This window comes from Clostridium rhizosphaerae, assembly GCF_016765585.1.
In the GTDB taxonomy this organism is placed as follows: Bacteria; Bacillota; Clostridia; order Clostridiales; family Clostridiaceae; genus Clostridium_AT; species Clostridium_AT rhizosphaerae.
The window spans coordinates 47,780-63,098 of sequence record NZ_JAESWC010000015.1; the positions used below are offsets into that span (position 1 = coordinate 47,780).

At 34.5% G+C, this 15,319-nt stretch carries 10 protein-coding genes, 1 tRNA gene and 2 rRNA genes; 1 reads left to right on the forward strand and 12 read right to left on the reverse strand.

Annotated features, from left to right (window positions below; all coding sequences use genetic code 11):
* Position 1 precedes the first annotated feature (1 nt).
* From JK636_RS18430 to JK636_RS18465, 8 genes are all read right to left on the reverse strand, one after another.
* Positions 2–934: an ABC transporter permease gene (locus JK636_RS18430; RefSeq protein ID WP_202750453.1), complete on the reverse strand. Its 933-nt coding sequence runs from the start codon at positions 932–934 to the stop codon at positions 2–4.
* Positions 935–936: 2 nt separating this feature from the next.
* A complete protein-coding gene (locus JK636_RS18435; protein WP_202750454.1) occupies positions 937–1,866 on the reverse strand; it encodes an ABC transporter ATP-binding protein in 930 nt (309 codons plus the stop codon).
* Positions 1,866–4,322, reverse strand: coding sequence for a hypothetical protein (locus JK636_RS18440; RefSeq protein WP_202750455.1), 2,457 nt, complete (start codon positions 4,320–4,322; stop codon positions 1,866–1,868). The genes JK636_RS18435 and JK636_RS18440 overlap by 1 nt, the downstream gene beginning before the upstream one ends.
* A gap of 183 nt (positions 4,323–4,505) precedes the next feature.
* Positions 4,506–4,895: a PqqD family protein gene (locus JK636_RS18445; protein WP_202750456.1), complete on the reverse strand. Its 390-nt coding sequence runs from the start codon at positions 4,893–4,895 to the stop codon at positions 4,506–4,508.
* A 94-nt stretch (positions 4,896–4,989) separates the two neighbouring features.
* Entirely contained in the window at positions 4,990–6,894 is a 1,905-nt protein-coding gene (locus tag JK636_RS18450) for an OPT family oligopeptide transporter (protein WP_207751779.1), read from the reverse strand.
* Between the two features lie 266 nt (positions 6,895–7,160).
* Positions 7,161–9,110, reverse strand: coding sequence for an OPT family oligopeptide transporter (locus JK636_RS18455; RefSeq protein WP_202750457.1), 1,950 nt, complete (start codon positions 9,108–9,110; stop codon positions 7,161–7,163).
* A gap of 406 nt (positions 9,111–9,516) precedes the next feature.
* The gene (locus JK636_RS18460; protein WP_202750458.1) at positions 9,517–10,467 is read right to left on the reverse strand and encodes an ROK family protein; all 951 of its coding nucleotides are present in this window, start codon (positions 10,465–10,467) and stop codon (positions 9,517–9,519) included.
* A gap of 118 nt (positions 10,468–10,585) precedes the next feature.
* Positions 10,586–10,837, reverse strand: a complete 252-nt coding sequence (locus JK636_RS18465) for a hypothetical protein (protein ID WP_202750459.1) — start codon at positions 10,835–10,837, stop codon at positions 10,586–10,588.
* Between the two features lie 189 nt (positions 10,838–11,026).
* On the opposite strand from JK636_RS18465, the gene rbr reads away from it, so the two are divergent.
* Complete coding sequence (rbr, locus tag JK636_RS18470; protein ID WP_202750460.1) at positions 11,027–11,614, forward strand: rubrerythrin; 588 nt, start codon at positions 11,027–11,029, stop codon at positions 11,612–11,614.
* Positions 11,615–11,677: 63 nt separating this feature from the next.
* On the opposite strand, the gene fusA is transcribed toward rbr, so the two are convergent.
* The 4 genes from fusA to JK636_RS18490 form a co-directional block, all read right to left on the reverse strand.
* Positions 11,678–13,768 (reverse strand): elongation factor G, encoded by a 2,091-nt coding sequence (gene fusA, locus JK636_RS18475; RefSeq protein WP_202750461.1) that lies wholly within the window; start codon positions 13,766–13,768, stop codon positions 11,678–11,680.
* Positions 13,769–14,401: 633 nt separating this feature from the next.
* A 5S ribosomal RNA gene (gene rrf / locus JK636_RS18480) occupies positions 14,402–14,518 on the reverse strand.
* A 4-nt stretch (positions 14,519–14,522) separates the two neighbouring features.
* Positions 14,523–14,597 (reverse strand) — tRNA-Asn (locus tag JK636_RS18485).
* Between the two features lie 57 nt (positions 14,598–14,654).
* Positions 14,655–15,319 (reverse strand): 23S ribosomal RNA (locus JK636_RS18490); the annotation flags it as partial.

Genomic DNA, 15,319 nt, shown 5'->3' on the forward strand with positions numbered 1-15,319 from the left:
TTTATTTTTGTACTACGGCATGTCTAGATGTCTTTTCTCTATTCTTTCGCTTTTTCCTTATTGGATTTACTTTTAAAGAACTAAAGAAAAATAATAAACAAGCCATTCCAAAATTTACTATTGTGCTTATAACCCAAGGCTTCATACCGCTTTTGCCAAAACCAGATAGCATACCACCAATAATAGGAATACTCTGTGCTCCGCTGCCTCCGAACTGATCAACCAAAAGTGAAGCAAATCCAACTAATGGATTGAAGTACAAAAGTGGAAAGAAGGTTTGAGCTGTTTGGGCTGGCGGCATACCTGGCTGCTGTACTGGTGCAGCCTTACTGTAAACAAATAATTGCATATATATAGCAGTAAGTATTAATGTTCCAAATAAAAGGAATAAAACAAAAGCATATGTAACAACATTAGAGGTTGTAGTTTTCTTGATTATTGTTGAGAAGAAAACTCCTATACATCCCATGAGTACTGCAACAACTAAATAGAATAAAAATAACTGGAGCAAGTTTGCTACCGATATTCCTCCAAACACAAAAACTGTAGCGAATATTGGGAAGGAAGCTATTATTAAAAGCATTACTTGACTTAAACATGAAAATAATTTTCCTAATATTATAGATCTTGGTCTAAGCTTTGTGCATAATAATAGATCTAAGGTTTGCCTCTCTCTTTCCCCTGATATTGAGCCTGAAGTAAGTGCTGGAGCAATAAATATTATAAGCATAAATTGTATAGCTGCAAGGAAGCCATAGGTTATTGTTGATGCTTGACGATTTGCTCCTGTAACTGACATTTCACTCATTATCATCATTAAGATAAAGGTAGCTACAACGGTCATTACTAATAGATACGCTCCTATCATTCCTGCAGCCTTCCAATTTCTCATTTTAACCTTTAGCTCTTTAGATAAAACTGGATTAAACCTCATTTTTACGCCTCCTCTGCCTTTTCAGTAACTTTCATAAATATCTCTTCAAGATTGCCTTCACTTTGTCCAAAGGATACTACTGAAATATTTTTGCTTATAAGGGTTGCAAGAAGTTTGCTCATTTCCTCTTCAGTTCCTGAATAAGCTACACTTAAAGTAGAGCCTTCTGCTGATATCCTGTCTACCTTTGGTATTTCTTTCAAAACAGCTGCTGCTTCTTCAAGCTTACTTAGTACTTTTATCTTTAAAGGTCTTGAATTATAAACATTAAGCATTATTTCTTCAACAGTTCCTCTTATAACAAAAGATCCTTTTTCAATTATGCCTATAGTTGTGCAAAGCTCTGCAAGCTCAGGCAATATGTGTGAACTTATAATAATAGTCTTTCCCATATCCTTTAAGCTTCTTAAAATCTCTTTCATCTCGAATCTTGCTCTTGGGTCCATACCCGAAGCAGGTTCATCAAGTATTAAAAGTTCCGGGTTATGAACCAAACTTCTTGCAAGGCAAAGTCTTTGTTTCATCCCTCTTGAAAGGCTATCTACATAGGCATTTTCTTTAGAAGTTAAATCAACCAGCTCTAACAAGTCTCCGCAAACCTTTTTACTTTCAGCTCCGTTAATACCATATATAGAAGCATAAAACTCAAGATATTCTATAACTTTTAAATTATCATATACTCCAAAAAAGTCTGGCATATAACCTATCTTTTCTTTTACTTTTCTGCTTTCATTTAAGGCATCTATTCCATCTACATAAACCTCACCGGAGGTTGCTGGCATGAGTCCTGCTATTATCTTCATTGTAGAAGTCTTACCTGCGCCGTTTGGACCAACAAAACCAAAAATCTCTCCCTTTTCAACTGTCAAATTTAAATTATTAACTGCTGTATACTTTCCATAATCCTTTCGAAGGTTTTTTATTTCAAGCATTACTTAACACTTCCCTTCACAGAAATTTGAGGAATTGTTCCAGGCTGGTTTAATCCTGTTGTGTCAATTTTTATTTTTATAATATTATCTTTATCAACATACTGCGAAGCCTTATCCTGACTTGCTGTAAAGTTATTGTAATCACATTCTTCATAGGCATTTTTTACAGTATTAAATATATATCCTTTGTTAGTTAATGGCTGGAAGTTTGGTCCATTAGGATTATTGCTCTGATTCTGTTTCAATTCAAAGCTTTCAACTTTAACCTTGTCACCTACTTGGAATTTTATTTCTACCTCTCCTGAATCTCCATGAATAAATCCATAGCCTGGGTCATAGGCTAACTTATTGCTTAATGAAGATACTTTTGGAACTATACTGCCTAGCGGATACTCTGCCTTATCCCCATTTATATAACTTAATTCAACATTAGATACAACAAGACTCTTATTGTATTTTTTAACAGCATCATTGTTTACAAGTATATCTTTGGTTACCTGTGAATCTGTTATAGCAGTGATTACTGGGTCTGTAACCCTTCCTCCAAAAGAATCAAAGTAGGACTGCATAAGCATTCTCTTCTGCTCTTTCACTCTTTTTTCCTGTATTTGTTTTGTACTTTGAATAGCACTTCCGCCATATTGTCTTCCAAACATATTATCAAGCATCTGATAGCTATTTCCTGCATAGTTCTTTATTGGTTCACTTATATTTTTTGTCTCACCGTTCTTTATTTCACCAATTTCTACATAAGCGCTAGAAGTAATAATATAACAGTCTTTTAAATCTAAACCAGTATTATTTTTTATAGTGCCTGTTATCTTATTATCATTAAATTTAATTTCAGACTGCAGTGCTCCTTTTTTAATCTCGTTATTATCTACAATAAAATTATACTGTCCAAAAACTCCAGTATTATAAAATTCCATTGTTGTTTTAGTAGAAGTTGTTATCTTTGAATATATTGTTTTGCTGCCTTTACTATTATTAGCATTTTGCTTATTGTCATAGTAATCTAAGTTCACTATAGGTCTTATATTCATTTCATCTTTTGCTTCAATTTTTATATCTGATTTTTTCGGAGTAACTACAGTACCATAGCTCTGGATATTTTGATTACCTTTAGCATCAATTACTATTGTGGACAAGACATTTGCTACTGGTTTAGTTACTCTTGTAGTTGATCCTGAAAAATAAACGACTATTGCAAAAATTACTGAAAGCGCAGGTACAGTAACCCACATTAGTTCTCTTCTATCTTTCCTTTTAAGTATTATATAGTTTACTGGTGCTGCAATTACTATATATATGAAAAATATTATTATTAAATTTGAAGCTTTTGGTATAGGAAGTTCCGGGATATTTCCAAGACCATAGCTTATATTATAACCTCCTCCGTTTACCATTCTGCTATAAGCATTTCCATCATTATAGTAATCAGGAAGATTATTCCCTATAAGTCTTTCTCCAAAAGTACTGTTTAGTGACCAGCTGACTAGCGGATTTAATCCTAGATCAAAAGCAGCTACAGCAACAACTCCCTTGCCCTTTTCAATTCTTTGTACAAGCGGAAGAGTTCCTTCCTTAATTATTGCATTGCTATCTTTAATATTTATATTTAAAGCATCCAGCTTCATTGAACTTGTAGAGTTATTATCAAGCATTTTATATAGAGCTTTTGTTTCAATAGATGATACATTTCCTATATCACCGCTTATAAAGTTATCCTTAAATATTGACAATGTCTTATTGTAAGATGGACCTGTACCTATTAAAAGCATTCCGCCGTTATCTACCCATTTTTTGATAGTTTCATATTTGGCTTTGCTTATTTTAGAAGTATCAAAATTATTTATTATAATTACACTTATAGGCTTTAGTACATTTGCATCCTCTGAAATTGAATTTTCATCTAATTTAACAAGTTTGGTATTAAAATTTCTCTTTCCCATACTGCTTGAATCCATTGATACTTTATTTATATAACTTACACTGTTAAAGTCATCGCTTAAAGTTCCTATTATAAAGTCCTCTGGATTTAGTGCTGTTCCAAGAGACAAATCCTTTGACAATAATGTATTTTTACCTTCCACTATATTCATTTTTACAGAAGTTATATTTCTTGATATAGGTATGTTTAAAGTAAACTTTTTCTTAGTGTTTAATGGAAGATTAATATTTTGAGTGTAAAGTGTTACATTATCATTATTTGTTATTCCCATCTCTGGATTAAAAACAGGAAGCTCAATTTGCAGCTCTCCATCGATATTCTTTAAATTATTATCAACTTCAACTGTGATTGGAACCAAGGTCCCCCATTTATATACGGATTCAAAGCCGTAAGAATGTGAAACTTTAAGTTTATCTTCTTCAGCAGCTTGTACAGTTTTAAAACTTCCAAAACACATTATAATAGCTGCTAGAAAAATACTTGCTATTCTTCTATTTGTCCCCATAGTTTTTTTATCCCCTCTTTCTTATTAGTTTAAATATACTATTTTAGGATATCATTGGCATATACCTTTTTCAACAAAATATTAACAATGTAAGAAAAATTTAAGAATTGTATACAATGTAAAACCTTCATCTCATTATATATAAAAAACACCAAGAAAAATTCTTGGTGCTCTTATATCAATTTAATCTTGTTGTCCTCTTTCAAAAGATATCCAGCCTTTTTTGTTTAGAAATCTTAAATACATAATAAGCCTGTCATAAACCGGCTCACAGCTATTCCCAAATTCTTTTAAAAGTCCTTGTCCTATATCATACACAGAGCTCTTGCCATCTATTAGAAGCCATACCTTTGATCCAACCTTATCAAGTTCCATATCGCTGACATAAGGTTTTTTTACGAGCCATCTTATAAGTTTTTCTGCAAACTTATCATGATAAAAAATAAGTTTGACAATACCTTTATTTACTTCAAAGGTTTCATGTTTTCTCTTAGGTATGTACATCAAAAAATTATCTTCTTTTTTATTTTTTTTATCTTTTTCTTTATTAACTTCTGCGTTGCTATTTTCCATTGTATCCTCCATGTATTTAAATATACTGCCATTACTTTATTAAAATCGCAGCTGAAACCATTGCTCCAACTGCGATTATTAAACTGTTTATATTTTATGCTTTTGCATTAGGCTTTCCTGTTGAAACTTTAGTGTTGCTCTTATTGCTTACAACCTTGTTGTAGAACCATGCACAAAGTATTAAAACTATTAGAGCTGAAGTCCATGGACTTCCTGTAACAGTTGTAAGTATCTTTGTTCCAAATCCTACAGGTCCATCCCATTTAAATAATGCAAGTAAAGCTATTACTATACCAGTTATTGCTTCACCAGCAATTAAACCTGATGCAAGCAATGTTCCAGTTTCAGTTTTAGCCTTAAGATCGGTTTCATCCTTTTTATATTTTCTATCTAATAACCATCTTAAAGCTCCACCAACGAAAACTCCTGTACTTAATCCCATTGGAAGATATAATCCAAGTGCAAAAGGAAGTACTGGAATCTTCATAAGTTCACACATAACTGCAAATGTAACACCAACTATAACTAATACCCAAGGTATTTGTGAATCAAATATACCTTTAACTATCATAGTCATCATATTAGCTTGTGGTGCACCTATAGCTTCGCTTCCAATTGTATAAACCTTATCAAGCATTAATATAATACCACCAATTGCTGCTGATGAAGCAGCAACAGCTGCATACATACCAATTTCAAGTCTTTTTGGAGTACCACCCATAATATAAGTAGTCTTCAAACTTTGAGCAGCTCCACCTGCTATAGCAGCACTAACACATACAAGCGTACCAGCGATTATAGCTATAAACATACCGCCATCGCCTATATGATTTGTAGCTTTTAAAACTGATGCAATAACAAGAAGTGAAGCAATTGTCATACCTGATATTGGGTTGTTTGAAGTACCAATAAGTCCAACTAATCTAGAGGATACTATTGCAAAGAAGAAGGAACAAATAACTATTAATATTGATGCAATAATATTTCCTCTTAAGTTAGGCATTAACCATGTAAGAATAAATACTACTATAGCGCCTGCTATAACCCAAGTAATTGGAACATCTATATCAGTTCTCTTTTGTCCGCCTTTTGCACTAATACCTGATACAGCTGATTTAAAAGACTTAACTATTGTAGGCATAGCTTTTATAATACTTATTAATCCACCTGCTGCAACCGCACCTGCACCAATATATTTAACTGGCGATAATGATAATGCAAGATTTGGCGCAATAAATTTTATAAGAGGTACAAGAGCAAACCATGAAACTAAAGCACCTGCAAGCATATAGGAAGCTATTTCTATTCCTACTATATAGCCTACACCCATTAAAGCTGCTGATGCGCTAAGTGAGAAAGATGAATTAAAATCTTTTCCCTTTATAGCCCAGCTTGGTTCCTCGTTCCAGAGCTTAAATGCTCCGCCAAAGAACTTAAATATAGTTCCTGCAAGAAGACCAGCGATCATTGTTTTAAGCCCTTCTCCACCTGCAGTACCTGAAACCAAAACTTCTGAAGCAGCCATTGCTTCTGGATAAACTAATCTTCCGTGTTCTTCAACTATAAGATACTTTCTTACTGGTACAACAAATATTATACCAAGTAAACCTCCTAATAATGCAGTAACAACTATTGTGAATAAAGTGAGTTGTTGTTTAAGTAAAATAATTGCCGGAATTATAAATATAAGTCCACCTGCTAAAGATTCTCCCATTGATGCCATTGATTGAATCATATTAGCTTCAAGTATACGATTTCCAGTAGCTCTTCTAAATACTGATGTTGCAAGTATAGCTGCTGGAATACCTGCTGCAACTGTCATACCAAGCTTCAAGCCTAAATATGTGTTAGCTGCACCAAAAATAATTGCAAATAAACAGCCCACGATGATAGAAACAACTGTCAATTCTGGTAATGCTTCCTTGGTTGCCACGTAAGGAACATAATCCTCTCCTTTTATGCCACCATAAGCTGTGTGAGAAAGACCTTTCTTTTCCATAATAATCCCCCTTAAAATAAAAATTTAGAAAATTCCGTCATTACCATGATATCACAGTTCCATTTTGTAGTAAACTGAATATTATGATATATTAAAAATTTTCTTTTTTATGGATAAGGGGAAATCAATCTAGAATGTAAAATGTAAAATTAAGAATGAATGTAAAAAATCCGTAGGACTTTTTAATAATAAATCAGAAAATCCCCTAAGGGATTTTCTGATTTAATTCTACATTCTAAATTCTACATTCTAAATTCTGCATTAGCTTAAGCTTTCTTATCTTTCTTCACAGTAAATTTGTAAATCCATATAGCTAAGAGCAGATAGACTACTGTAGCAGTCCAGTTGCTTGAAGTTATATTCGGAAGGATTTTTGCTCCTATTCCTACTGGCTCGCTTAACTTAAGTGCTGCAAGTAAAGCAACTATTATACCCATAATTGCATCTCCTGCAACAAGTCCTGAGGAAAGAAGTATACCTTTTTCTGTTTTTTCTTTAAGCTCTGTTTCATTTTTAGAAAATTTCTTATCTACGATAACTCTTACAATACCACCAACAAGTATACCAGCACTTAAGTGTATTGGAAGATATATTCCTAATGCAACTGGTAATACTGGAAGTCCTAAAAGTTCTATCATAACCCCGAAGGTTGCTCCTATAAGTACTAGGGACCATGGAAGTTGAGCAGTCATAACTCCTTGAACAACCATTGACATAAGTGTTGCTTGTGGTGCAGCTATTGCCTTAGGGCCTGTAAATCCGTATGTGTTAATCATAAGAATAAGAGTTCCTGCAGCTGCTACTGCTCCTATAATTACTCCAAAGTACATTCCTATTTGAAGTTTTTTTGGAGTACCACCAATTATATAAGTTGTTTTTAATGCCTGACCTGCACCGCCCGCAACAGATATACCTACACATACTATAGCTCCTGTTACAAGTGCTGCAAACATCCCGCCATTTCCGGTCTTTCCTAAAGCCTTTAATACTGAAGTAACAAATAAAAGTGTTGCTATTGTCATACCTGAAACTGGATTATTTGATGCTCCGATAATGCCGCATATCCTTGCAGAAACAACTGCAAAGAAGAAGGCAAATACTACCGCTAAAAGTGCACCTGCAAATCCAATTTGAAGCATTGGTAAAAACCATGATAAAAAGAATACTAATGCTGCTCCGCCTATAACCCAAGTCATAGGAATGTCTAAATCTGTTCTCTTTGTCTCAGCTCCACCTGCGCCAATTCCTGAAAGTGCAGATTTGAATGATTTAACTATTGTAGGAAGAGATTTAGCTAAGCTTATAAATCCACCTGCTGCAACAGCTCCAGCACCTATATATCTTATATAGTTTCCTCTTATAGCAGAGGCACTTAGCTCTCCTATAGGAACTGTAGCTGGATACAATATTGCACTTGATCCCGTTCCAATAAACTTTATTAATGGCACTAATCCAAAAGTAGCTACTAAAGCGCCCGCAAACATATAAAGTGAAGCTTCAATACCAACTATAAATCCAACTCCTGCAAGTGATGCCATAGCATCAAATCCGAAAAAGCTTTGGAATATAGATTTATTATTTTGAGTTATGTTTATATTCCAATTTGGCTCTTCCTGCCATAGTAAAAGTCCTGCTGAAAGAAACTTGTATGCTCCTCCTCCAAGTATACCAGTTAGCACTGTCTTAAAGCCAGCTCCACCAGAATTACTTGTAACAAGAACTTCTGCCGCTGCCATACTTTCTGGAAAAGCAAGTTTTCCATGCTCTTCTATTATAAGATATCTTCTAAGCGGAACAACAAAAATTATACCAAGAAGTCCTCCTAAAAGAGTTATTATAACAATAGTTATTAGACTAACATTCATACCCCAGATGAATAAAGCCGGAATAGTAAATACTATACCTCCTGCTAAAGATTCACCCATTGCTGCTACACCTGAAATTAAGTTTGCTTCAAGTATATTATTTTTTCTAAAAATTATCTTTAAGAGTCCTGTACCAAGTATTGCCGCTGGTATTCCCGCTGCTATTGTCATACCAACATTTAATGCTAGATATGTATTAGCTGCCGCAAATACAGCTGCTAGTAAACACCCAATTATTATTGAAACTGTGGTTAGTTCAGGCATGGCTTGACTTGCTGGTATATAAGGAACATAGTCCTCGCCTTTAATTCCACCATACGCTGTATGTGAGAGTCCTTTATGCTCTGACATATAATTACCTCCTTAATATATGATTCTTTATAATGCTATCATAAAATTAACAATTTATTAAATTATGTATAATTATAAATAATCCATTCTCATTCAAATTACACTATTTTATTCGTTCTTTCGTCATTATTCTTAAATTTTCGTATTTTTTATTAAATTTAAACGAATTCACTGCGTTTTTCATAGTATTATTATATATATTTAGAGAATTTTCAATATTATTTTATATTATACTTAATATTATATAAAATTTTATGCACATATTTATTCAAAAAATATTATTATAGATATCTTTCCACTATTTTATTTACATATACGTAAAAATACCCTATATAGCAGACTTTTTATTTATCTACTCTATAGGGTATCCTTTAAAAACAAAGTTTGTATAAATTTTAATGTAAGCTTATTTTGATTCAAGCAATGCTAAAGCAACTGCCCCCATTACTCCGGCATCTGTTCCTAATCCAGCAGGAACAATTTCACAAAACTCTGACATAGCTTTGAAGCATCTTTTATTTACTACCTCTTTAACTTTATCAAATAGTACAGAACCCATCTGAGAAACTCCACCGCCAATTACAAACATTTCAGGATCAAAGCTTGTTATAGTATTTGCTACAGCAATTCCAAGATAGTTAAAGCTCCTATCAAGTATTTCTATGGCTACTTTATCACCTTTTTCCGCCTCTTTATACACCTCATAAGAAGTAACTTTTTCATAGTTTTTAAGTGAGGTTTCTTCACCGTTTTCTAGAGCTTCCCTAGCTTGTCTTGCAATAGCGGTTCCCGAAGCAAGCGCTTCTATACATCCATAATTTCCGCAATTACACTTTGGGCCATCAGGAACAATTGTCATATGTCCAATCTCTAAGGCATTTGATGTTCCGCCTCTGTAAACTTTACCATCAAGAATTGCTCCCCCGCCTACTCCTGTGCTTACAGTCATATAAATCATGTTAGTAGTACCTTTTCCAGCACCAAGCATGTATTCTCCAATAGCTGCCACATTAGCATCATTATCTAAATATGTAGGAATATTAAACTTCTCAACTAAAGGTTTAACTAATTGAAAATTTCTGAAAGGCAGATTAGGAGTAGTTATTATAATTCCCTCTTTAGCATCCAATGGGCCTGGAGAACCAATTCCAATTGCCTTTATGTTATCTGTGCTTTTATCAGCAAGTTCCATTACTTTTTCAATAACCATTACTATTCTTCCAAGAACAGCTTCTTCACCTTCTGCTGCATTTGTAGGCATTGTATATTGGCTTATTATTTTTCCATCTAAATCTGCTAAAGCACCATTTATTTTAGTTCCTCCCAAATCAATACCTATTACATAATTCTTATTCATTTATCTTCCTCCAAATAATTTTTTTATCTATTACAATGCAATATAGGTATATTATACAATAAAACACAAGTCATAATAAATATATAACTTGTGTTTTTCTATATCTTATATTTAAATATTAACCTTTGAATTCGTCTCCTCTTCTGTAAGCAGTAATATAGTATCTTCCATCATCGTGGCCGCCTTTAAGTGCAACTTCAAAGCCATTGCGCCCCAAAAGGTTTGTTATAATATCTACATTATGTGCTTCTCCAGGCCCTACTGTAACAACAACCTTATCATTTTCTCCAATAATGTTCATATAATCATTAATATTAGCATAATCACTTAATCCTATTGTGCCATTAACTTCTAAACGGTATTCAGACATTTTATCTCTCCTCTGCTCTGCTAATTTCTACTACATATTTTCTCTAGTTTATTTTTTGTATTAAACTATAAAATATTCACTAAATTTAACTAATCGTTAACATGGCAATATTTATTTATTATGCTATAATTTATCTGTTAATTAATTTTAATACACAATAGGTAAATTTAATGGATGGAGGGATTTATTATGAATTCATTAAAAGGAACAAAAACTGCTGAAAACTTGATGAAGGCTTTTGCAGGTGAATCACAAGCAAGAACTAGATATACTTTCTATTCTTCTGTTGCTAAAAAAGAAGGATATGTTCAAATTGCTAATATATTCACTGAAACAGCTGATAATGAAAAAGAACATGCTAAAAGATTTTTTAAATTTTTAAACGAAGGCGGCCTTGCTGGTGAAACAGTGAAAATAACTGCTGATTTTCCGGTTGTCTTAGGGGATACAAAGCTTAATCTCCTAGCAGCAGCAAATGGAGAAAATGAAGAATGGTCTGACTTATATCCAGCTTTTGCTGATATAGCTGAAAAGGAAGGCTTCCCTGCTATTGCAGTTGCGTTCAGAAAAATTTCAGAAGTTGAAAAAAGACATGAAGCTAGATATAGAAAGTTATTATCTAATTTAGAAAATGATGAAGCATTCAAGAAAACAACTTCCGTTCTATGGAAGTGTAATAACTGCGGATATATATTTGAGGGTACTGAAGCTCCAAAAGTATGTCCTGCTTGCTTGCATCCTCAAAGTTATTTCGAAGTATTTGTTGAAAATTATTAATAAAAATAAGACTGCGATATTTTTGCAGTCTTATTTTTATTTACCTACTAAATTTAATTTGTATTACTCTTCTATTTCCTTTAATTTCTTAGCATTTTCAATTATCTTAGAAGCTTCTAAAGCAGGAACTTCATCATATCTTTCAAATTTCATTTCAAAAATTCCTCTCGCTTGTGTCATAGATTTTAAATCAGTTGCATACTTAAACATTTCTGCCATAGGAACTTCTGCAATTATTTTTTGATATCCATCCTCTGGCTCCATGCCTAAAACTTTACCTCTCTTTTTATTTATATCTCCCATTACGTCTCCCATATAGTCATCTGGAACCTTAACTTCAACATGCATTATTGGCTCTAGTAATACTGGCTGTGCAGTCTGCAGCCCCTTCTTATAAGCTAACGAAGCAGCAACCTTAAAGGCCATTTCCGATGAATCTACAGGATGATAGGAACCATCGTGTAAAGTAGCTTTTAATCTAATAACGGGATACCCGGCTAAAACACCATGCTGTATACATTCTCGTAAGCCTTTTTCAACTGCTGGTATATATTGCCTTGGTACAACACCTCCAACTACTTGATCAACAAACTGAAGCTCATCTTCACCATCATTTCTGGGCTCAAATTTTACCCAAACATCTCCGTACTGTCCATGACCGCCTGACTGTTTCTTATGCTTTCCTTGAACATCTGCATTTTTTCTAATAGTTTCCCTATAAGGAACCTTTGGCACATCTAACGTAACATCTGCTCCAAACTTATTCTTAAGCTTACTTGCTATAATATCAAGATGAGTTTCTCCTACACCTGAAACAATCATTTCAGCGTTTTCTACATCTCTTGATATTTTAAAAGTTGGATCTTCTTCTAAAAGTTTTGTAAGTCCTGAGGATATTTTATCTTCATCACCTTTTGCTTTTGGCAATACGGACATTGACATTGAAGGTGCAGGGAAAGTAATTTCTTCAAAAGCTATAGGTGAAGCCATTTCACATAAAGTATCTCCTGTACCAGTAAACTGAAGTTTAGAAACAGCACCTATATCTCCAGCTACAATTTCTGAGGTAGGCAGCTGGGCCTTGCCCCTCACAAAATACATTGTTCCAACCTTTTCCTGTTTATCTTTGTTACTGTTATACACTGTAGAGTCAGCTTTAGCTTTTCCGGTCATAACTCTAAATAAAGATAATTTTCCTACAAAAGGATCCGCTATAGTCTTAAAAACAAAAGCTGAAAATGGAGCATTCTCATCAATCTTCACAGCTATTTCTTTGTTGTTCTTTATATCTCTTGCTTTTATACCTTGAATAATCTCTGGTGATGGAAAACATTCAACTATATCTTCAACAAGAGTCTCTATACCAATACCATTAAGAGCAGAGCCGCACATAACAGGAGATATATCACCGTTTGCTGAGCCATTTATTAAACCCCTATAAATTTCCTCATCGCTTAATTCACCTTCACTGAAATACTTTTCTAATAATACTTCATCTGTTTCAGCTACTGCTTCCATAATCATGTTTTTGCATTCATCAATTTTATCAATTAAATCTGTTGGTATCTCCGCTTCTTCCATAGCATGAGTTTTAGGATTAAATAATCTTGCTTTTCTGGAAATAACGTTTACAATTCCTTTAAAATTAGCTTCGCTTCCAATTGGATACTGTATTGGAACAACTGATATTCCAAATCTTTCTTTAAGCGCACTTAATACTTTCTCAAAATTACTATTTTCTCTATCTAATTTATTTATAAAAAACGCTCTAGGCATTTTATTCTTATTTACATAGTTCCAAGCTTTTTCAGTTCCTACTTGAATCCCTGATGCTCCACAAACTGCTATTAATGCTAAGTCTACTGCTCTTAAGCCTTCAACCATTTCACCTATAAAATCAAAATAACCAGGCATATCTACTAAATTAATCTTGGTATCTTCCCACTCACAAGGGGCAATTGATGTAGAAACAGATATCTTTCTCTTCTTTTCTTCCACATCATAATCACTTGTAGTTGTTCCTTCTTCTACTCTTCCCGTTCTGTCTATTGTTTTTGTATAAAACAATATGGCTTCAGTTAATGTAGTTTTTCCTGCTCCACTGTGGCCTACTATCCCCACATTTCTTAAATTTTTGGTTCTGTAATCTTTCATACGAGATTCCCGCCTTTCAAAAATATTGTGTAATAGGTTAAATTAAGTAAACTTTTAAGTTATACCATGAAGCCGCCAATTAATAGTTTTTAATTAGAATATTAGGATTTATTTTACCTCCTGGACTAACAGTAAATATTATTGCCTATTCTCACTAGTTAATATATATTGTTGCCAATATTTCTATATTTACTATATATATTCTATTTTATGTTCCAATTTCCTTTTAATAACAAAACTTAATTTTCAAAATAGTCTGATTTATATTTTAAATATTATTATATATAAATGAATTTTATATATCAATACATATTCATAGAATTTAAAAATTATTTACACAAAAAATAAAAAGACACTAAGTCTAATTACTTAGTGTCTTTGACCTGGCAATGTTCTACTTCGTAGCACTGGGTAGCTTAAGACAGCCTGTTCCCACAGGCTAAGCCACCCGTAAAAGCCCATTCAGGGCTTTTACCTCTTCCACTCAGTCTCCCGAGCAGATGAAAGCCTTAAATGGTCTTTCATGGGCAACCTTGTCAATGGAAATTGACATGTTCAGGTGCCCCGTAGTAATGCTTTGGGAGACTTAATTATAATAAAAAAAGACGCTAAGCTCTAAACTTAACGTCTTTGACCTGGCAATGTTCTACTCTTCCACTTAGTCTCCCAAGCAGTACCATCGACCCTCCAGCGCTTAACCTTCGTGTTCGGAATGGGAACGGGTGTAACCACTGCGGCATTATTACCAGATATATGGCTCCGTGGAGAGGACTCGAACCTCCAACCCTTCGGTTAACAGCCGAATGCTCCGCCATTGAGCTACCACGGAATACTTATGTATAAAAGAATATTAATTATTCTTTCAAAATTGCACAGATTAAATTACTTGGTCAAGCCCTCGACCTATTAGTATCAGTCAGCTAAACATGTTACCATGCTTACACCTCTGACCTATCAACCTTGTGTTCTTCAAGGGGTCTTACTAGCTTACGCTATGAGAAGTCTTATCTTGAGGTGGGCTTCACGCTTAGATGCTTTCAGCGTTTATCCCGTCCTAACATAGCTACCCAGCCGTGCCACTGGCGTGACAACTGGTGCACCAGAGGTTAGTCCATCCCGGTCCTCTCGTACTAAGGACAGCTCCTCTCAAACTTCTTGCGCCCGCGACGGATAGGGACCGAACTGTCTCACGACGTTCTGAACCCAGCTCGCGTGCCGCTTTAATGGGCGAACAGCCCAACCCTTGGGACCTACTTCAGCCCCAGGATGCGACGAGCCGACATCGAGGTGCCAAACCTCCCCGTCGATGTGGACTCTTGGGGGAGATCAGCCTGTTATCCCCGAGGTAGCTTTTATCCGTTGAGCGATGGCCCTCCCACGAGGAACCACCGGATCACTAAGTCCTACTTTCGTACCTGCTCCACTTGTAGGTGTTGCAGTCAGGCTCCCTTCTGCCTTTACACTCTTCGAGCGATTTCCAACCGCTCTGAGGGAACCTTTGAGCGCCTCCGTTACATTTTAGGAGGCGACCGCCCCAGTCAAACTGCCCAC